The organism is Streptococcus sanguinis, from assembly GCF_019929145.1.
GTDB lineage: Bacteria > Bacillota > Bacilli > Lactobacillales > Streptococcaceae > Streptococcus > Streptococcus sanguinis_U.
In genome coordinates, this window is the sequence record NZ_JAHZOW010000004.1 from 133,495 (window position 1) to 152,633 (window position 19,139).

Here is a 19,139-nt window from a genome sequence, read left to right on the forward strand (position 1 = left end):
GGCTTCTAATCGGCTGTCGTTTTTTCTTTCATCTTGTGTACTTATATCTATTATAAGTCTATCTATACCAATTTGCAATCCATTCTAGTAATTTTTGTTCATTAAAAGGTGAATTCTGTCAAAAAGTAAACGAAACTTATGATTTCGTCCTATTTTTAATCAATTTAAAGAAGAAAAAATAAGAAACACTGGCTGTTCCCCTGAAAATTAGTACAATGATAAAGCAAAAAAGCTGGATTCAATCCCAGCTTTTTGATATAAAATGTTCCTTATTTTGCAAATGAAGTCGTTTATCAAGTCTTTAGAAAACCTGCTATTTCTTTATTTCTAATTCACGGACCTGAAGCAAAACATTAGGCAAATCTGCCCCGGCCTGAAGAAGAGCAGCAGCCGTATAGGCCCCCTCTACCAAGGGAACATTATTGATGATGATTTCCTTGTCGGAAAAGTCTGCGACCATTTCTAGATTCATCCGAGCCGAGCCTAGATCGAAAAAGGCCAAAATAGTATCCTTGTCATTGGCATCTAAAGCTGCCTGAATCCCTTCAAAGCTCGTCCCGATGCTGCCGTCATCCAAGCCGCCCACATAGCTGATGGCCACATCTGCCGCCACCTGCGAAATGAGGTCAAACAAGCCTTGGGCCAGGTTTTTGGAATGAGAAACGATAAGAATGCCAGTATCTGCCATCAGCCTGCCTCCGTTTCTAAAAGAGCCTCAAAGAGGAGACCAGATGAAGCCGAACCGGGATCAATATGACCGATAGAGCGCTCACCGACATAGGAAGCCCGCCCCTTGGTCGCCTTCAAATCCTTGGTCGCTTCCACTAGGGAATGAATCTTTTCATGGGTCAAATCCCCGGACTGCAGAGAAAGAGGAATTCCTGACCAGACATCCACCATGGTCTTCTCACCAGGCACAGCCTTGCCCCTCTTCTGAATCATGTCCAGTCCAGCTTGGATAACTTCTGACAAGTCTTTGCCGTCTTTTTCAGCCTTGGCCATGCCCATGAAGGCCGAACCATAGAGAGGTCCGGAAGCACCGCCGACCTTGCTAATCAGTTGCATGGAAACAGCCTGAAAAACCTCAGCCGCACTGGCAAAGTCCTTAGCAGCTAGACTCTCTACTGCTGCCGCCATTCCCCTGGCCATATTGCCACCGTGATCGCCGTCACCGATAGGAGTATCGAGATCAGACAGATAGGCTTTCTGCTCCTGGATCTTCTCGTTGAACAACTGCATCCATTTTTTTGCTCTTGCTGCGTCCATAAGCACCTCCTTACCAAGCGGCTGTCGTGACAGGACTGTTGAGAGCTGTCAGCCAGTCTGGCTGGTCCAGCTCGATAAAGGTCAGAGAAATCCCTGCCATATCAATGGAGGTCATGTAATTGCCCAGTTTTTTATAGACAACTTCGACTCCAACATCTGCCAGAAGATTTGCTACATCGGCCGCGAAGACATACTGCTCCATGAGCGGTGTTGCACCCATACCATTGATAAGAATGCCGATTTTCTTACCAGATTTGAGCTCAACAGACTGACTGAGCTTTTCGACCAATTCATTGGCTAAGTCCTTAGATGGCTGCATCTTTTCCTTGCGATAGCCGGGCTCACCATGGATACCAATGCCGAACTCTATCTCATCATCAGCCAAAACAAAACCAGGCTTGCCGACTTCCGGAACGGTTGCACCGCTCAGAGCCAAGCCGACTGTGTGAATATTTTTGACTAGCTCATCAGCCAGAGCCTTGATTTCAGTCAGAGATTTGCCTGCACGCGCCGCATCCCCTAGAATCTTATGGACAAGGATGGTACCTGCCACTCCACGGCGACCTTGCGTATAGAGGCTGTCTTCCACTGCGATATCGTCATCTACGACGACACTAGTCACCTCAATCCCTTCCATCTCAGCCATTTCCTGAGCCATTTCAAAGTTCATGATGTCACCGGAGTAATTCTTGATCACCATGAAGACCCCAGCTCCCTCATCTGCTTCCTTGATAGCCTGCAAGACTTGGTCAGGTGTTGGCGAAGTAAAGACTGCTCCGCAAATAGCGGCTGACAGCATGCCCTCTCCAACAAAGCCAGCGTGGGAAGGCTCATGACCACTGCCACCGCCAGAAATCAAGCCAACCTTGCCTGTCTTCTCACTCTTGCGAGCAATGATATCAAAGCCCTCCACCCGATAAACCAAATCGCTATGAATATAAGCCAAGCCGTCCAGCATCTCGTCCACAACTGCTGTTGGATTATTGATAATTTTCTTCATAGGTGTCCTCCGTTTCTCAGCGTTTCTCTAAAATGAGCAATTCGCCCTAAAAAGAAAGCGCTATCATTTTAATGTTATTTTAACATTTTATCTTATCGAAAGCAAATTCCGCCACATCCTAGACTAGAAGAAAGCATCAAATTAGTTGACAAGAAAAAGTAGACAGCGTATACTAAAGATAGATAAGTAGACAGCGTATACTTTTGGAGGAGATGAATGAAACGCAATACTGCCCAGCTGAAAGAACAGCTCATCCAAACAGGGATTGAAGAAATCGGAAAACATGGGATTGAGCAGCTCTCGCTCAGGACTGTTGCCAAAGCCTGCGGTGTGACTCATGGCAGCCCTTATCGACATTTTGAGAGCAAGGAAGGCTACCTCAAGGTGGTTTTGACCCAGCTTTCGCTGTTTCTCAATCAGGAAATCAATGAAAATATTGATGCGACAGGTTCTGCGCGTGATCAGCTGACCCAGCTTGGTCTTAATTTCATTATTTTTGCCAAGACCTACCCTTATTTTTTCGAAGCTCTTTTTATCAAATTCCCTTTTAAATATATGAAGGTGACGCAGGGCACCATTCTCTTGGAGTCTGACCTGCCTGGATTTGATAAATTTAAGGAGCTCGTTTTAAAGCTTCGCAAGGAGGAAAAGTTTAACAATAGCGAAGCGGAAAGTCTTTTTCACTTTTGGAGCTTTATCACAGGTCTGGCCGTTCTGACCAACAGTCCTATCGGCCAAGACCTGGATCCTCAAGCCATCCAAAGCACGATTGAGCACATGCTTGACATTTATATCAAAGGAGAAGAATCATGAAAACCTTGATTATTTACACCCACCCCAGCCCAACTGGCTTCAATGCTGCTATTCTCAAAGAAGTTCAAAGCAACATTTCTAAGAACCACGAAGTGAAAACCTTGGACTTGTATGCTGAAAATTTTGATCCGATTTTGCGCTTTGACCAAGAACATAGACGCCGTGACCTGCACAAAGACCCTGAAATGGCCAAATACAGGGATTTGATTACTTGGGCAGACCATCTGATTTTCATTTTCCCTATCTGGTGGAGCGGTATGCCGGCCATTCTCAAAGGCTTTATCGACCGTGTTTTTGCGGCTGACTTCGCCTACTCCTATAAGAAAGTCGGTATGCAAGGTCACCTGCAAGGCAAGTCTGGCTGGATTATCGTCAGCCACAACACACCAGGTTTTGCTCTGCCTTTCGTCCAAGACTACGGCAAGGTACTTAAAAATCAAGTCCTGAAACTTTGCGGTATTTCTCCAGTTAAACTGACTGAACTCAACAGTGTAGAACGCAAAACAGACCAACAACGCCAAGAAATGCTCAAGAAAATCGGGCAACTGGCTAGTCAAATTTAAGGTAAAGAAATAGGCGCTTCTTACAAAGTGCCTATCTTTTTGTTTAATCCAGCCCCACGCGCTTGAAGATTTCATCAACGCGCTTGGTGTAGTATACTGGGTTGAAGATTTCATCAATTTCTTCTTGAGTCAGGCGGGAAGTGACTTCTGGATCCGCTTCGAGCAAAGGCTTGAAGTCCACTTGATTGTCCCAAGACTGGGCAGTTTTTGGCTGCACCAGATCATAAGCCTGCTCCCGCGTCATGCCTTTTTCGATCAAGGTCAACATAGCCCGCTGACTAAAGATAAGACCAAAGGTTGAGTTCATGTTACGCTTCATGTTTTCTTGGAAGACGGTCAGGTTCTTGACGATATTACCAAAGCGGTTGAGCATGTAGTCGATAAGAATGGTCGTGTCCGGTGCGATAATCCGCTCAGCAGATGAGTGGGAAATGTCGCGCTCATGCCAGAGAGAGACATTCTCAAAGGCTGTCACCATGTGGCCACGAATGACACGGGCCAGACCAGTCATATTTTCAGATCCGATTGGATTGCGTTTGTGAGGCATAGCTGATGAACCCTTTTGCCCCTTGGCAAAGAACTCTTCGACCTCGCGCTGCTCAGACTTTTGCAGACCGCGAATTTCAGTCGCCATGCGCTCGATAGACGTCGCAATCAAGGCTAGAGTTGAGAAATATTCAGCGTGGAGATCACGTGGCAGAACTTGGGTCGAAATCTCCTGTGGACGGATGCCCAATTTCTCACAGACATAGCTTTCCACAAATGGCGGAATGTTGGCAAAGTTCCCAACCGCACCAGAGATTTTCCCAGCTTCCACACCCGCAGCCGCAATCTCAAAACGCTCAATGTTACGCTTCATTTCGCTGTACCAGGTCGCGAGCTTAAGACCAAAAGTCGTCGGCTCCGCATGAACCCCGTGGGTCCGTCCCATCATGATGGTGAACTTGTGCTCACGCGCCCGCTCCGCAATGATGTCGGTGAAGCGACGCAGATCCTCACGGATGATGTCATTGGCCTGCTTGTAGAGGTAGCCGTAGGCCGTATCCACCACATCGGTCGAGGTCAGGCCATAGTGAACCCACTTGCGCTCTTCACCCAGCGTCTCAGAAACCGCCCGCGTGAAAGCCACTACATCGTGGCGCGTCTCCTGCTCAATCTCCAAGATGCGGTCAATGTCAAAGCCTGCCTTCTCACGAATCAAGGCCACATCTTCCTTGGGAATCTCACCCAGCTCAGCCCAGGCCTCATCAGCCAGAATCTCTACCTCCAGCCAAGCCTTGTACTTATTTTCCTCAGTCCAAATGTTCGCCATTTCAGGGCGAGAGTAACGGTTAATCATGATATTTCTCCTTGATTCTTATCTACCTAATAGTAGTGACGATATAATATTACCTAAAGTACCTGATACCATATCTTTAATGAACTGTTGATTAAAAAACGTTGCGTTTTCTTTAACAATTACAGTAAACTCAGTCTCATTATTTTTATTAGCCGCATCAAGTAATTTCTTTAAAATTTCAACAGTTTGTTCAGATAAAACAGAAGAATTACTAATAATCTGTTGAAGCTGTTGAGAAAGTTCTGGCCAAGGGAAGGCAATATTAGCATCTATGCTGGATTTTCCTATTTTAGAATCTTTAATAATGCTTGAATTGACATTATTATCACCTTTTATTGCGACATTATTCTCTGAACCAAAATTATTTCCAATTACATTATCATTGCCCGACACATTTGTTTGAGATACCTCCTTTTCATAGATATTTTTACTATCATAATTCTCGATATTTTGATTTTTTATATCGATGTATATATTTTCCGCTTTATTACCAAAAGATTCAGTAATAATATTAAAAACAGTATCTCTAAATTTAGCGTCTTCAAAATACAATAAATAATTCCGGCTCGACCCCAAATTAAACACTATATAATATTTTGACTTCAAATGATTTTGATGTTTATTATAAACATACCACGCATACAGACCAAAAAATACTAAACCTAGAAATGGTGGGATTAATCCAATAATAAATAGAACTATCAAAATGATTATATCTAGTAGTGTAACTGGTGATTTAAACTCATTTTTGCTTAACATAGATAAATTTGTTATTTGGATGCTATTATTTCTAGTGATAATTGCATTATTTTTTATAGTTAAGCCATCAGTTTCAATAGTATATCCATTCTCAACGCTCTTTAATAACTCAGGTATCATTATATTCTCCTTTAAATTAAATCTAAATTTAATGATTGTTCATTCCAACATTTTACTCTACTGCCCACTCCGCTGCTTTCTCTGCATGGATCACTGTTGTGTCGTAGAGAGGCAGGTCAGTGTCGGATTGCTTGACGAGGAGACCTATCTCGGTACAACCCAAGATAACAGCTTCAGCGCCTGCTTTTTTCAAATCATCTATAACGGCAAGATAAGTCTGCTTTGAGCTTTCTTTGATGTCCCCTAGACAGAGTTCGTCATAAATGATTCGATTAACCTTTGTAATGCCAGCTTGGTCTGGAATCAGTACTTCTAACCCAGACTCTATTAATTTCTCCTTGTAAAAATCTTGAGTCATGGTGTACTTGGTCCCTAGGAGACCGACTTTTTGAATACCGTCAGCCAACAAGGCATGCGCAGTTGCCTGCGCAATATGCAAGATTGGAATCGTAATCTGCTCTTGTATCTGCGGAGCAACCTTGTGCATGGTGTTGGTACAAATAACGATGAAATCCGCACCAGCTTGCTCTAAGCGCTGAGCAACATCTGCCAACAGTTGACCGCTTTTCTCCCAGTCTCCGACTGCCTGATAATGCTCAATCTCTGCAAAATCAACACTGTAAAGCAGAATTTTAGCAGAATGCAGACCACCCAGCTCTTTTTTGATGGTTTCGTTAATGATTTGGTAGTAAGATGTGGTGCTTTCCCAACTCATACCACCAATCAGGCCAATAGTTTTCATAGGCTAATCAAACTCCTCCTTGCTTATCGCTACCGACGGATAGTGTGGCAAGCTACTTAGATCTGTATCCAATGGCAAATCATAGATAGCCAGATAATTGTCTGGATATTGAATCTTTAATTCCTGATATTTGGCTTTTACTTTTTCATGGTCAGCGCTGGCAAATTAGATCTAAATAGCTTAGAAATTATTGATATAAGTGTTATACAACTTAATTATTTAAATATTTAATAATCATTTCTGTTACAATTCTCACAGGATTTTGTTCAATATTATAAAATGCGTATCCCAGTAAGATGAATAGTGATATACAATAAAAAGCTACAAAACTTTTAGATGATATTTTTAGATTTTCCTTTTTCTGAAATACAGATGTTCCTTCACAAAGTAAAACAAATAAAGTCATTGTCAAAATAGAAAAAATTGAAATATTTCTGATTCTATCAATTTTAAAATTTGTAAATAACTTTAAAAATTCCGGCATAGGAGCTAAAATTGATTCAATGGTTGATTGTAAGCCAGAAAACTTACTAAAATCAATTTTTGTATTTGTTTCCCAAAATTCTTTTACATTGGTTGGTAAAAAATTTAAAAGATAAAAAACTACAATACTTGCTGTTGGAGGAACCAGTTCAAATCTATAGTCAATTCCTAACCTCCAATATCTTAAAATTTTTATCAAAGAAATTACCATTATTATAAAAATCATTAACTTTCCTGCCAATGAATAAAAAAGGTAAGTTCCAAAAAATATCAAAACAGCTATAATCAGAGGAGCATAATCGTTATTATTTGTTGATTTAGAATTATTACTTTCTTTGATATTCTGAGTAAAATAATACTTATCACCAATATCAATATTTACCGATGGAGTAGATGGTTTGAAAAGAAAAACAACACCAATAAATGACATGATTAATTCTAGAATTGGCACAACATAATTAATAAAAATTTCCAAAGCAACCTCCTAAAAATCAATCCCTTCCCCAAACTCAACCACGCTATCCGGCACACTACTAAACAAAGTCACGTGTCCCATTTTACGGTTGTGCTTCGCTTCTATTTTACCATACAGGTGGAGGTGGGCGCTTGGATTTTCTGTGACATATTTTTCAGCGGCCTCAACATGCTGGCCGAGAACATTGAGCATGACAGCTGGTGCATGCAGGTGGATATCTGGCAATGGTGCTCCAAGGACGCCCAGAATATGGGTGTCAAACTGCGAGAAGTCGCAGGCTTCGATAGAGTAGTGGCCAGAGTTGTGTGGACGTGGTGCAATTTCGTTGACAATGATATCGTCAGCTGTCGCAAACATTTCCACACAGAGAGTTCCAGATAGGTTAAGCTGTTCTGCGATTCGTACTGCCATGGCTTTAGCTTTTTCAGCTAGACTTTCTGAAATGCGAGCTGGCACAATCGTTTTAGAGAGAATGTTGTTGCGGTGAATATTTTCCTGAACTGGGAAAACTGTCACGTCCTTGCCATTACCAGACACGATGACAGAAATTTCAAGGTCAAAGTTGACAAATTCTTCCAAAACGCAGGCTGCTGAATCAGCTAACGCATAGGCTTCTTCCAAGTCTGCTTCCGAGCGGATAACCTTTTGTCCATGTCCGTCATAGCCACCTGTCGCAGTCTTGAGGACATAGTTTTTCGACAGGTCGATATTCGCCAAGTCTTGGCTAGAAGTCACGACCTTGTAGGGTGCAACGGTGACTTGGGCCTTGTTTGAGAGAAAGTCCTTTTCAAAAATCCGATTTTGAGAAATGCGGAGCAGGTCCGTCCCTTGAGGGAGCTGACCATCCTTGATAACGGCATCCAAACCGTCCGCATCGACATTTTCAAACTCATAGGTCAGGACATCGCAACGCTCAGCCAGCTGACGCAGAGCATCCACATCGTTATAAGGCGCCACGATAATCTCTGCCACGCGAGAGGCTGGGCAGTCCGCCGCAGGATCCAGCGCGATGACCTTATGCCCCATGTAGATAGCAGAAATGGCCATCATCTGTCCCAGCTGACCGCCACCGATGATTCCGATTGTTTTAGATGAGCTCATTCGTAGACTCCTCAGCGATTTTTCCTTGTTCTTCAGCAAAATCTGCTAGCGCGGCTGCTAGGCCTTGATCTTCAATGGCCAAGATCCGAAGGGCAGTCAGGGCAGCGTTTGTCGCTCCCGCTTCACCGATTGCCATAGTCGCCACAGGCACACCACCCGGCATCTGAACAATCGAATAAAGCGAGTCCAGACCGCTGAGCGCGCGTGATTTGACCGGTACACCGATGACAGGCAAAGTCGTTTTAGCCGCTACCATTCCTGGCAAATGGGCGGCACCACCAGCACCTGCAATAATGACTTTGATACCGCGACTGCGGGCTTCTTCGGCATGCTGAAACATGAGGTCTGGCGTGCGGTGGGCTGAGACGACTTTCTTTTCGTAGGCTACACCGAAGCGATCTAAAACTTGGGCAGTTTTTTGCATGGTGGCCCAGTCGGATTTGGAGCCCATGATGATGGAAATAATTGGTTTCATTGTTAATATCCTTTTTCTTTTTGATAATGGTCTTAGGTGGTAGGTCGGAAGCAAACGTTCGGTTTCATTCCTAAAATTTGAGCCCAAAGTCTCAAATTTTCCCTAGACCAGAACATACACTGTTCTGGTCTTTTCACCACGGCGACCATATCGTATTTAGCGACTGCGTCGCCTAAGCTAGCGCTAGTATTGCAAATGCTCGAATAAATTCTCAGAATGACTGGGCAAAGCGATAAAGTTCGAACTGAAGTTCTTCAAGGAACTTTAACACAGTCAATCGTAGATTTTCGAAGAGTTTTATTTCACCGCCTTGCTTCCGATATCCGTTCGGTAAAAGAGGCCTGTTGTGTTCTGTTTTTTTAGTTGGTCGTAGATTTTTTCCTGCGCAGCTGAGACGGTATCTGCTGTGGTGACCAGCATGTACACTCGGCCGCCATTTGACAGCAGTGCTCTGCTATTTTCCGCAAACTTAGCCCCAGCATAGTAGGTGATGATGTCGCCAGCTGTCTTCTCTGGCAGAGGCAGGCCTTTCTCATAGTCCAGCGGGTAGCCATTTGATGCGACAACCACGCCAAGTGTCACCCCCTCATCCAGCCAAGTGATAGCAGGCTCTTTCTTGTCCAAAATGTCCGTGATGTTCTGCGCAAAATCAGACGTAAGGCGCGGCAGGATAATCTGGGTCTCTGGGTCGCCAAAGCGCGAGTTGAACTCGATAACCTTGGGGCCATCGGCTGTCAGAATCAGCCCAGCGTAGAGCACGCCAAGATAAGGTCGGCCCTCAGCTATCATGCCTTTGAGAACCGGCTTGATAATCGTCTCAACTGACTGATCCACCACGCTTTGTGGCAGGTGAGGAACTGGCGCATAGGCTCCCATACCGCCTGTATTGGGCCCCTTGTCCCCATCATAGGCCCGCTTGTGGTCTTGTGCTGTCGGAAGGATGTAAAACTTGTCGCCATTGACAAAGGCAAATAGGGAGAACTCCTCGCCGTCCAGGAACTCTTCGATCACCACACGTGCACCGCTGTCGCCAAACTTATTATCCAAGAGCATATCGTGAGCTGCTTCGACTGCCTGCTCCACGGTCTCTGCGACGACCACACCCTTCCCCAGAGCTAGGCCGTCCGCCTTGACCACGATAGGTGCTCCCTGCTTTTCGATGTAAGCTTTGGCTTCCTCAAAGTCGGAAAATGTGCCATAAGCTGCTGTCGGAACACCGTATTTAACCATGATTTCCTTGGCAAAATCCTTGGACCACTCCAGCTCCGCTGCTAAACGAGATGGGCCGAAAGCCTTGAGTCCAGCTTGGTTAAAATCATCTACAATTCCAGCTGCTAGGGCATCATCCGGACCGATAAAAGACCAAGCAATATCATTCTCCTTGGCAAATTCGATTAGTTTGGAATGTTCGGAAATTCCAATGTTTACTAAATCCAACCCATCCAAGGTCATGCCATCATTTCCAGGAGCGACAAACACCTGCTCCACACCCTGAGATTCCAATAACTTCTTGGCAATCGCATGCTCACGACCGCCTGAACCAACAACTAAAAGCTTCATAGCCAAGATACCTCAATATCCAATATCACAGGCGCTTACGCACCAAACTAACACATCACGTAAAAATTATTGCCATTTTTACGAATTATTTATCTAAATTATATCATAATCGTTCGTTTTATTCCATTTTTATTCCATTCTAATGAGAAAAATAGGGAGAATAAGATGAATTTTAGGGAAACGAAATAGATTGCGGCTCCAGAAATCTTTACAAAACAAAAACGCCTCATCATGAAGATAGGCGAAGTAGAGCAAAAATTCCTCAAACAAAAGATAGTTAATTTTTTCAGGTAGAAAATCTACCATTCATATGAAACACGGCTTATTTGTTTTGTCTTTATATCAATTACATCAAAACACTCTGGTGTGAATATAGCTAAATTGAAACCTTCTGGATTCATAACACTACGGAATTCAATTCCTTGAAAGGCATATTGTTCAGGATATTCTTCTGAGACTATAGATCTGACAAAATCAGCTATATATTGAGTTGGGAGATAATCTAAAACATCATCAGACTTTCTCATTACTCTCCCCATCTCATAATCAATTTGTTTTAGATGCTTTTTATTAATTGCCAACTCGGCAATATCATCAATAATCCCATCTTGAAAGGGACTAATTTCATTGATTTTTTTAAAATCAATAACTATTATAGGAGACTTTAATTCAAAAGTCCCAATGCAGACATGGTCATATAAACCTGTTCTAGTTTCATGTATCGCTGTTTTTTCTGTATCACCCAAATATAACGTCACAATCCCTCTTGCATTCGCTCTTCCATCAGCAGATTTACCTTTAGGAGGTGCATCTATTTCTTTCGGCTCAAATTGTTTTCTATCTTTTGAAATTCTACATCTAAAGAATTGTTCTCCTCCTGAATAAGTCTTTTGGATAGCTTCACAATACTTTGCTAAAATAGCCCTATTTATCTGGTTAGAATGAAAGCGGTTGTTATATTTAATATCTTCAACAAAACATTCCCAACCCTTACTGAATAACGAATGCTCCTGTAAATAGATAGGATCATACATTTTATCTACTCCAACAGGTGAGTTTAACAAGTTTGGAATTTCTTCAAACAGTTCTTTACAAATTTCTGAAAGCATTTGATAAACATTATACTCATCATTAGTAGTAAATATGTTCCAATTTGTTGCTACTTCAGTTTTTAATAGCGTGTCTGCCCAGATTGGAAATTTTCTATTTTTTCTATTGGAGAAAAAATAGAAATAAATGAACTAAAATAATCAATTAAATAATTATCTTTCTGCGTATCATAAACAAAGTCATTCGCATTACTACATAAATCACAGCTAGACTGTCTTCCAGCTATGATTACTTGAGATTTAAGAATTTCATCTGCAAAGCATTTTTGACAAAACTTCATTAACTATCTGTCTCCATTTATTTGATCAAGATATTTACCAACCAATTCAATATGATGCATCATGGTTAATTTTTTAATGGTGCCAAGCCCTGGATATGTTTTGGTATCGGACAATCGTTGAAACTCTTTGATCGCCATTGTCTGTGATATTTTACCTTCTTCAATAGCGTTTAATAACTTTTCAAGAGCCTCCTCAAACTTACCCGCCTGGTTTCTCAAATTTTCATTTGTATCAGATACAAAATGATGAATTCTTAAATCTTGTTTTTCATTAAAATAAACGATATGAATGGCTATGGCAGTAGGAGCAAATCCTGAATCACTGTAGCTCTCGCCAACGATAGAGTAATCCGAAAACCCCTTATACCCTTCCTTTAAAAAATATTTATGATCTTTTGAGAAAAATTCATCTGTTTTTTTAGCATAATCTACATTTCTTGGCGCTTTCTTAAATCTGTCACTAATCTTGACTTTGCTCCCGCTTACCTCTCTGTTTAACTTACTGTCTTCCCCAATAAGATTGTAGGCTATTAGTTCTGTACTATAATTACCTTCATATCCATTTAAATCATCAGGATCTTTACATATTATGATTTGCCTGCTCATGTCATCATTCTGCTTGAAATTATCATCTTTTTGATAACCCCTGCTCATCAGTGAGGCATAGTACAAATGCTCACTCTGCTCAATCACTTCGTCTAAGCGGTTTGCTCGATTTTTCTCGTTTTTGCTGTATTCCTCATTAAAGGACCCTACCGCTGGATTCATGATGAGAGCGCACGGTTGCTTCTTCGTTTCAAATGCTTCCAAAGTGCTGACTAGAGTTGGGGACAATTTCACTGGTTCAATAATTGGAATCACATTATTGCCCAATTTATTATTGGCTAACAACTCTCTGAGTGCTATTAGCTCATACTGCCGACCTCTTAGATATGGAAAGTACATACCCTACTCCTCCTATTTTTGTAAAAATTGTGCAAGTGCATCATAATCTTTTGGTTTAAAATTCATGAAATACACTAAAAATTTGAGTTCGTACGGGACTGCTGTAAATAATTCCTTATTGATTGGATTCCTTTTTTTCAGTTCAATTAAAAAATCTGAATAAAATCGCCCCAGTGGAATATCTTCAGTTAGTTGCCTACAAACATCGTAATAATCAAATTGAGAGACTTGAGGTAAGGAACCAAAACGCTTCTCAATAATACTTTCGTATTCGTATTTCCGAAGAATACTAAAAATAACGTCTCTATCTAAATCATTGTTGTATTCCTTGGGTTCCATCACTGTTTTAATTTTTACGTTTTTTTGTAGAATATATAGACCAATAGGTTTATTAATCTCAGCAATTTTTCTTTTTGCCGTTTCAATGTTCTTTTCGTATGTCATAATGGCAACATGGTTAAAAGCTTTATAATATTCATTGATTTGATTTTCAAGCCTGTCAAAATTGTCTAATTCTGTTTTTATTTCATATACAACTGCTTTCCCATTAATTAAAATAAAATCCGGTTTCGCTCTACCGACAGGTATTTCTGTTAAAGCTGTTGTAGTATTGACGCTATGTATTCCTAATAAACGTTTATTCAAAAGAGTATTCTTATAAAAATATTCGTTCCGATATGTTTTAGATAATTCTTGATAAACGCTTTGGATTGTTTCTAAATGACTCGTCTCTTCTTTTGATATTCTTTCAAAAACTTCGTCTTTATTATATTTAAGAAGATTACTTATAGTAGCCCTTGAAAAAAATCTATTTAATAAATAGTTTGTTTTAACATTCACTATAGTTACCTCCTCTCATTTCTTACAAAGATTATACCATAATTCAACTTACTAAAGAAACTATCTTATGTGGTTATTCTCAATTCTTTTAACAATCTTTCTTTCAATGGTTCATAAAATGCAGGTTTATCAAAAACTATTACCCATGCCCAACCGCAAAGACTTCAATGATGATTTCATCATCCAGGATATTGGCCAGGATGCGGTAGTTTCCAACACGATAGCGCCATTCACCTACGCGATTGGCGGTCAGGCCTTTACCGTGCTGGCGGGGATTGTCGGTGTCTTGCAAATGATTGTCAATCCAAGTCAAAATGGAAGTTCGAGTATAAGGATCTAGTTTTTTTAACTGTTTTAAAGCCTTTTTCGTATAGATTACATCATAGGTAAATTTCTTCAGTATGGCCTGTTTATTTTCTCCTTTTTGAGTGGATTATGCCTATTTTAGACAGAAAATATTCAGGGCTTTTCAAATTTACTATCATTTTCAAATAAGTTTTCCGAATAATACAGGTGGGCCCATCCAAAACCATTCTCACAAAGGAGTTTTATGAAGAAATATCAAAAACTGTTTTTATTATCCGGAGCTGTCCTAGGTCTCTTTGCGAGCCACTCAACAGTTCATGCGACCGAAACGCCTGAATCTGAAGTCAAAATTCTAGGCCCTACTGATCGTGCCAGCAATGTCGATGTGACTGTGAACGATCGTACAGCCTCTATTAGTTATACCCGTTCCCAAGCTCAAGAACCTCATCGTATTCTACATGCTGTTTGGTCTGACGAGAACGGACAGGATGATATCAAATGGTATGAAGCACCGTCAACAACAACTACTAACACTGACATTGACCTGAGTAACCATCCAGGTTACGGAACCTTTCATGTTCATACCTATATTGATCTCTATGGAAAATTAATTGGGCTGAATGGAACAACCTTTACTCTCGATAAACCAGCCATTAATGTCACTTCTAATATCCTAGGGAAAACCGCTCAAATTCACTTTAATCGCAACAAAGACCAACTAAATTCTAATATTTTACATGCTGTTTGGTCTGATGAAAATGGACAAGATGATATCAAATGGTACAATGCAGGACAAGATATTACTGAATTTGAACTTTCAAATCACAAAGGCTATGGAACTTATCACATTCATACTTATGAAAATAAAGATGGTAAGATGATTGGCTTAAACGGAACCACTTTCAATTTAGAAAAACCTAATCCTAATGTTGAGACCAGCTTCCCTCAGACCGGTATCATGGAAATTACTGTCAAAAACGTACCTGACACCATGCATCGAATTGTTCTTCCAACTTGGTCTGATAAGAAAGGGCAAGATGATTTACAATGGTACGAAGCAAGCAAAAATCCAGATGGCAGCTACAGCGCTCGGGTGGAACTCAGAAAGCATAACTACGACACTGGGACTTACAATATCCACCTTTACGGTGAAAGTTATGTTAAGTCAGACTTAACAGGTCTCTCAGGGACTACTGCACAAATTGATAGTGGAAAATTGCCTTCTGAAGAGGAGCAAAAGCCGCTTTTTACTATAGAAAATATCAACCCCAAACAAGGAACCTATACTGTAAAAATCACTGAAACAGCTTTATCTAAACCCATAAAGTCTGTCCAAGTTCCCATTTGGAGCACTAGCAATCAGAGCAATCTTAAATGGTATAAGGCAACGCCTAACGGAGATGGCTCCTTCAGCGCAACCTTTGATATCCGTAATCATCAGGCTTTGTCTGGAACCTATAACAACCATGTGTATGTCACCTATAAGGACGGCAGTGAGCGTAGCTACGCAGCAGATACAGTCTCAATGTCTACCGACCAAATTCAAGCCAAGGTTGCAGTCAGGAAAACTGAGGCTAATCGTTATGAGGTGACAGTGACAGACGCCTACGGAGATGGCGATATTATTCTGCCAACTTGGTCAGAAGTCAATGGGCAAGATGATATCAAATGGTATACTGCCAATAAGGTCGGCAATGGAACATACAAGTTTACCGTAGACACTCAGAAACACAAGGGGAGCGGTCTATTCCATACCCATGTCTATCGTAGAAAAGCGGGACAACTGACTGGTCTGACTGGAACTAGCTATCAGGTTGAGAAATCAATCGTTCAATCAGCTAATATTCAGCCAAACTATGCCGCTGCTAATGCGACAACTTATCCTGTCGGCCAATGCACTTGGGGAGCCAAGGCTCTAGCTCCTTGGGCAGGAAATTACTGGGGCAACGGCGGTCAATGGGCAGCTAGTGCCAGAAGAGCTGGATTCCGTACCGGCAGTAAGCCTGAGGTTGGCGCTATCGCCTGCTGGGATGACGGCGGCTACGGCCACGTCGGTGTTGTGACTCATGTCGAATCCAATACCCGCATCCAGATCCAAGAGTCTAACTACCTCGGCAAGCAGTACATCAGCAACTTCCGTGGCTGGTTTGACCCAACTGCTTCCTACTGGGGACGCCTGACCTATATCTACCCTAAATAAGTAACTTTCGCACTCCTCAAAACCACTTCAAACCAGTGCTTTGAGCAGACTGCTCCTGCTTAGTTTATTCATGAATTTCATTGAGTATAAGACTACTCAAAAATCCTCGGCTAACCCGAGGATTTTTTCTATTTCTTAATGCCTAAAATGCCGTACGCCAGTGAATATCATGGTCAAGCCATGCTTGTCAGCCGCAATAATGGATTCCTCATCACGGACAGAACCACCCGGCTGGATGATAGCTTTGATACCAGCTGCCGCAATTTCTTCGATATTGTCCGCAAAGGGGAAGAAGGCGTCAGAAGCCAGAGCAGAACCGTCGAGGCAATCTTTGGCTTGCTCAATAGCAATCTTGACAGAAGCCACGCGGTTGGTCTGACCGGGACCAACTCCCAGCACCTGACGATCATTGGTGATGATGATACCGTTAGATTTGACATATTTGACGGACTTCCAAGCAAATTCCAAAGCCACACGCTCCTGCTCACTCGGCTGGCGCTTGGTCACGACCTGCCAATCAGCTGGTTTTTCCTCGATGACATCTTGGTTTTGCACGAGGAGACCACCCAGAACACCGGTCACTTCCTTCTCAGCTCCAGAAGCTACCTGAGCATCAAAAGCCAACTCCAAAATCCGCAGATTTTTCTTTTTATTGGTCAAAATCGCTAGCGCTTCTGCTGTGTAGCTCGGTGCGATGATAATTTCCAGGAAAATACCGTGCATCTTCTCAGCTGTCGCAGCATCTACCTGACGGTTGAGGACGACAATCCCACCAAAAATGGAAACTGGATCAGACTCATAGGCATAGTCCCATGCTGTCTCGATATCATCCGCCTGACCAATACCGCAAGGATTCATGTGTTTTAGCGCCACAACAGTTGGCCGATCCTTGAAATCTCGAATAATCCGAATGGCCGCGTCAGCATCGCGAATGTTGTTGAAAGACAACTCTTTTCCATTCAGCTGCTTAGCGGAAGCGATGGAATAGCCCAGTGGCAAAGCAGTCTGATAAAAATCCGCATCCTGCTGGGGGTTTTCCCCGTAGCGCATGGGCTGCTTGAGTTCATAGGTCAAGGTCAGCTTTTCAGGCTTGCTTTCGCCCACCTGATTCGTGAAATAGTCTGCAATTAAAGCATCGTAAGCGGCTGTGTGACGGAAAACCTTAGCTGCCAAACGTTGCCGCGTTTCATAGGTCGTTTGGCCATTTGCTGCCAACTCTTCCAGAACAAGAGTATAATCAGCCGGATCTACGACAACTGTCACGCTGGCATGATTTTTAGCTGCTGAACGAAGCATTGATGGACCGCCTATATCAATATTCTCCACAGCATCAGCATAAGTCACATCTGCTTTGAGAATGGTTTCCTTGAATGGGTAAAGGTTGACCACAACAAGATCGATAAGCTCAATCTTATTGTCCTTGGCTGCTTCTAAGTGACTATCCAAATCCCGACGAGCCAAGAGGCCTCCGTGAATGTTTGGGTGGAGGGTCTTGACACGGCCATCCATCATCTCTGGAAAACCAGTCACATCATCTATAGCAATGGTGCCCACTCCTTCATTGTCTAGGGCCACCTTGGTACCGCCAGTTGAGATGATATCCCAGCCCAGAGCTTTCAGCTCTTTCGCAAATTCTACAATGCCTGTCTTATCTGAGACACTGATTAAGGCGCGTTTAGTCATTATTATTCTCCAATCTTAATCGTTGATTATAGCGACCTACCAAACGTCTCGTTTCGTTTTCATTGAATTTTAGTGTACACAGAGTAGGATTTCTCTCATCTAGATAAGCAATAAACGATAGCATCCCAAAACTTCTTCTTTTTTCGTCATAAGCACTCTCATATTGATTTACTGAATTATTAAAAATATAATCTCGAATAACTGATGGTAATTGAAATGTAAGACTATATTGATTATCATTGCCAATCGGTCTGATTATCCATACATTATTCTCATTTTCCTCCCAAGTAATAGTTACTTCTTGATGTGGGTTTCTAAGTAGAGAATTACGAAATTCATCATCATTATCAGGTATAAGTGCTATGAGTTGTGAACTCTTTGTACTCGCTATGTAAATACTACGAACATTTTGCATTTGGTGTACAAATTCATCCACAACTGATTGTCGATTGTCAGAATCAAACCATCTATAAAGTTGATTATAACTTAAATTATTAATCCAACTAGAAAACTCTTCTTTAAAATCATTAAAAATATCACTACTAATATCATCGCCACTAATACTGTAACTGAAAAATAATTCATCTACAATTTGATTTATAAAATCTCTAATCCATTGATAATAACCAGACGATAAATCCATTAAGTAAATCTTATGAGCGATAGCCAATCTTTGAGCACCATTTGTAAATCCTGATGTAGAAAAAATAGCATAATTATAATTATATTTAGGTAGCTTTAACTCTTCACTTGTCATCTCAACAGTGGAATAATTAGTATTTACATCTTGTAGAATACCTATTCCCATTCTAATTCTATCTATGCCAACCTTATTATTTATATAAAATTTAGCCTCTAAAAATAAACGTATAGGATATACAAATGGTGGCGTGATACGGAACGTTCCTAAAGAGTCAAATTGATGATAACCACCTCTTCCCTTGACATTTAAACCATTCCTTTCCAAGAACCTGATTTCATTATCAGAGCTTGTTACTAAATCATATCCGTTAACTTTTAATAACTTAGCCAATACAATTTCTAATAAATATCCTTTGGCTTGTGATTTTTTCATAATA

General features: G+C 41.5%; 20 protein-coding genes and 1 pseudogene. 3 read left to right on the forward strand and 18 right to left on the reverse strand.

Annotation, left to right across the window (positions count from 1 at the left end; translation table 11 throughout):
• Window positions 1-313: 313 nt before the first annotated feature.
• Genes dhaM through dhaK form a run of 3 tightly spaced genes read right to left on the reverse strand, consistent with a single transcriptional unit; the run spans window position 314 to window position 2,266 of the window.
• The gene (gene dhaM, locus K1I94_RS09265) at window positions 314-688 is read right to left on the reverse strand and encodes a dihydroxyacetone kinase phosphoryl donor subunit DhaM (protein WP_002898815.1); all 375 of its coding nucleotides are present in this window, start codon (window positions 686-688) and stop codon (window positions 314-316) included.
• Window positions 688-1,266 (reverse strand): dihydroxyacetone kinase subunit DhaL, encoded by a 579-nt coding sequence (dhaL, locus tag K1I94_RS09270; protein ID WP_223315145.1) that lies wholly within the window; start codon window positions 1,264-1,266, stop codon window positions 688-690. The genes dhaM and dhaL overlap by 1 nt, the downstream gene beginning before the upstream one ends.
• Window positions 1,267-1,276: 10 nt before the next feature.
• Window positions 1,277-2,266, reverse strand: a complete 990-nt coding sequence (gene dhaK, locus K1I94_RS09275) for a dihydroxyacetone kinase subunit DhaK (RefSeq protein ID WP_223315146.1) — start codon at window positions 2,264-2,266, stop codon at window positions 1,277-1,279.
• Between the two features lie 216 nt (window positions 2,267-2,482).
• On the opposite strand from dhaK, the gene K1I94_RS09280 reads away from it, so the two are divergent.
• Both K1I94_RS09280 and K1I94_RS09285 read left to right on the forward strand, forming a co-directional pair.
• Window positions 2,483-3,079, forward strand: coding sequence for a TetR/AcrR family transcriptional regulator (locus K1I94_RS09280; protein WP_223315147.1), 597 nt, complete (start codon window positions 2,483-2,485; stop codon window positions 3,077-3,079).
• Window positions 3,076-3,642 (forward strand): NAD(P)H-dependent oxidoreductase, encoded by a 567-nt coding sequence (locus K1I94_RS09285; protein WP_223315148.1) that lies wholly within the window; start codon window positions 3,076-3,078, stop codon window positions 3,640-3,642. The genes K1I94_RS09280 and K1I94_RS09285 overlap by 4 nt, the downstream gene beginning before the upstream one ends.
• A 43-nt stretch (window positions 3,643-3,685) precedes the next feature.
• Here the strand turns inward: K1I94_RS09285 and purB are convergent, their stop codons facing one another.
• The 13 genes and pseudogenes from purB to K1I94_RS09350 form a co-directional block, all read right to left on the reverse strand.
• Window positions 3,686-4,981, reverse strand: coding sequence for an adenylosuccinate lyase (gene purB / locus K1I94_RS09290; RefSeq protein ID WP_223315149.1), 1,296 nt, complete (start codon window positions 4,979-4,981; stop codon window positions 3,686-3,688).
• 18 nt (window positions 4,982-4,999) lie between these two features.
• Window positions 5,000-5,860, reverse strand: coding sequence for a hypothetical protein (locus K1I94_RS09295; RefSeq protein WP_223315150.1), 861 nt, complete (start codon window positions 5,858-5,860; stop codon window positions 5,000-5,002).
• 52 nt (window positions 5,861-5,912) lie between these two features.
• Window positions 5,913-6,602: an aspartate/glutamate racemase family protein gene (locus K1I94_RS09300; RefSeq protein WP_223315151.1), complete on the reverse strand. Its 690-nt coding sequence runs from the start codon at window positions 6,600-6,602 to the stop codon at window positions 5,913-5,915.
• 3 nt (window positions 6,603-6,605) lie between these two features.
• Window positions 6,606-6,767: pseudogene (locus tag K1I94_RS09305) on the reverse strand (phosphoribosylaminoimidazole carboxylase); the annotation flags it as partial.
• Window positions 6,768-6,813: 46 nt separating this feature from the next.
• Window positions 6,814-7,560: a hypothetical protein gene (locus K1I94_RS09310; RefSeq protein ID WP_032912354.1), complete on the reverse strand. Its 747-nt coding sequence runs from the start codon at window positions 7,558-7,560 to the stop codon at window positions 6,814-6,816.
• A gap of 9 nt (window positions 7,561-7,569) precedes the next feature.
• Window positions 7,570-8,661: a 5-(carboxyamino)imidazole ribonucleotide synthase gene (gene purK, locus K1I94_RS09315; protein WP_223315152.1), complete on the reverse strand. Its 1,092-nt coding sequence runs from the start codon at window positions 8,659-8,661 to the stop codon at window positions 7,570-7,572.
• The gene (gene purE / locus K1I94_RS09320) at window positions 8,648-9,136 is read right to left on the reverse strand and encodes a 5-(carboxyamino)imidazole ribonucleotide mutase (protein WP_002907672.1); all 489 of its coding nucleotides are present in this window, start codon (window positions 9,134-9,136) and stop codon (window positions 8,648-8,650) included. The genes purK and purE overlap by 14 nt, the downstream gene beginning before the upstream one ends.
• Window positions 9,137-9,433: 297 nt before the next feature.
• Window positions 9,434-10,696 carry a phosphoribosylamine--glycine ligase gene (gene purD, locus K1I94_RS09325; RefSeq protein WP_002907671.1) on the reverse strand — a complete coding sequence of 421 codons (1,263 nt, stop codon included), beginning with the start codon at window positions 10,694-10,696 and terminating at the stop codon, window positions 9,434-9,436.
• 299 nt (window positions 10,697-10,995) lie between these two features.
• Complete coding sequence (locus K1I94_RS09330) at window positions 10,996-11,805, reverse strand: RES domain-containing protein (protein ID WP_223315153.1); 810 nt, start codon at window positions 11,803-11,805, stop codon at window positions 10,996-10,998.
• 62 nt (window positions 11,806-11,867) lie between these two features.
• The gene (locus tag K1I94_RS09335) at window positions 11,868-12,086 is read right to left on the reverse strand and encodes a hypothetical protein (RefSeq protein ID WP_002907668.1); all 219 of its coding nucleotides are present in this window, start codon (window positions 12,084-12,086) and stop codon (window positions 11,868-11,870) included.
• Window positions 12,087-12,089: 3 nt separating this feature from the next.
• Window positions 12,090-13,031: a sce7725 family protein gene (locus K1I94_RS09340; protein ID WP_002907667.1), complete on the reverse strand. Its 942-nt coding sequence runs from the start codon at window positions 13,029-13,031 to the stop codon at window positions 12,090-12,092.
• Between the two features lie 12 nt (window positions 13,032-13,043).
• A complete protein-coding gene (locus K1I94_RS09345) occupies window positions 13,044-13,871 on the reverse strand; it encodes a sce7726 family protein (protein ID WP_002907666.1) in 828 nt (275 codons plus the stop codon).
• Window positions 13,872-14,010: 139 nt separating this feature from the next.
• On the reverse strand, window positions 14,011-14,271 hold the full coding sequence (locus tag K1I94_RS09350; RefSeq protein ID WP_080556496.1) for a type II toxin-antitoxin system RelE family toxin: 261 nt from the start codon (window positions 14,269-14,271) through the stop codon (window positions 14,011-14,013).
• A gap of 150 nt (window positions 14,272-14,421) precedes the next feature.
• Between K1I94_RS09350 and K1I94_RS09355 the strand changes: the two genes are divergently transcribed.
• Entirely contained in the window at window positions 14,422-16,377 is a 1,956-nt protein-coding gene (locus K1I94_RS09355) for a GBS Bsp-like repeat-containing protein (protein ID WP_223315154.1), read from the forward strand.
• Between the two features lie 135 nt (window positions 16,378-16,512).
• On the opposite strand, the gene purH is transcribed toward K1I94_RS09355, so the two are convergent.
• Together purH and K1I94_RS09365 are read right to left on the reverse strand one after the other, a co-directional pair.
• Window positions 16,513-18,060 (reverse strand): bifunctional phosphoribosylaminoimidazolecarboxamide formyltransferase/IMP cyclohydrolase, encoded by a 1,548-nt coding sequence (gene purH, locus K1I94_RS09360; protein ID WP_223315155.1) that lies wholly within the window; start codon window positions 18,058-18,060, stop codon window positions 16,513-16,515.
• Complete coding sequence (locus K1I94_RS09365; RefSeq protein ID WP_223315156.1) at window positions 18,053-19,135, reverse strand: restriction endonuclease; 1,083 nt, start codon at window positions 19,133-19,135, stop codon at window positions 18,053-18,055. Before K1I94_RS09365 ends, purH begins: the two co-directional genes overlap by 8 nt.
• Window positions 19,136-19,139 lie beyond the last annotated feature (4 nt).

Coding starts and splice junctions, on each gene's coding strand:
- purH (WP_223315155.1), bottom strand. CDS start 18,060: ATGACTAAACGCGCCTTAATCAGTGTCTCAGATAAGACAGGCATTGTA.
- dhaK (WP_223315146.1), bottom strand. CDS start 2,266: ATGAAGAAAATTATCAATAATCCAACAGCAGTTGTGGACGAGATGCTG.
- purE (WP_002907672.1), bottom strand. CDS start 9,136: ATGAAACCAATTATTTCCATCATCATGGGCTCCAAATCCGACTGGGCC.
- K1I94_RS09285 (WP_223315148.1), top strand. CDS start 3,076: ATGAAAACCTTGATTATTTACACCCACCCCAGCCCAACTGGCTTCAAT.
- K1I94_RS09340 (WP_002907667.1), bottom strand. CDS start 13,031: ATGTACTTTCCATATCTAAGAGGTCGGCAGTATGAGCTAATAGCACTC.
- purB (WP_223315149.1), bottom strand. CDS start 4,981: ATGATTAACCGTTACTCTCGCCCTGAAATGGCGAACATTTGGACTGAG.
- purK (WP_223315152.1), bottom strand. CDS start 8,661: ATGAGCTCATCTAAAACAATCGGAATCATCGGTGGCGGTCAGCTGGGA.
- K1I94_RS09330 (WP_223315153.1), bottom strand. CDS start 11,805: ATGCTTTCAGAAATTTGTAAAGAACTGTTTGAAGAAATTCCAAACTTG.
- dhaM (WP_002898815.1), bottom strand. CDS start 688: ATGGCAGATACTGGCATTCTTATCGTTTCTCATTCCAAAAACCTGGCC.
- K1I94_RS09280 (WP_223315147.1), top strand. CDS start 2,483: ATGAAACGCAATACTGCCCAGCTGAAAGAACAGCTCATCCAAACAGGG.
- K1I94_RS09365 (WP_223315156.1), bottom strand. CDS start 19,135: ATGAAAAAATCACAAGCCAAAGGATATTTATTAGAAATTGTATTGGCT.
- K1I94_RS09300 (WP_223315151.1), bottom strand. CDS start 6,602: ATGAAAACTATTGGCCTGATTGGTGGTATGAGTTGGGAAAGCACCACA.
- purD (WP_002907671.1), bottom strand. CDS start 10,696: ATGAAGCTTTTAGTTGTTGGTTCAGGCGGTCGTGAGCATGCGATTGCC.
- K1I94_RS09295 (WP_223315150.1), bottom strand. CDS start 5,860: ATGATACCTGAGTTATTAAAGAGCGTTGAGAATGGATATACTATTGAA.
- dhaL (WP_223315145.1), bottom strand. CDS start 1,266: ATGGACGCAGCAAGAGCAAAAAAATGGATGCAGTTGTTCAACGAGAAG.
- K1I94_RS09335 (WP_002907668.1), bottom strand. CDS start 12,086: ATGAAGTTTTGTCAAAAATGCTTTGCAGATGAAATTCTTAAATCTCAA.
- K1I94_RS09355 (WP_223315154.1), top strand. CDS start 14,422: ATGAAGAAATATCAAAAACTGTTTTTATTATCCGGAGCTGTCCTAGGT.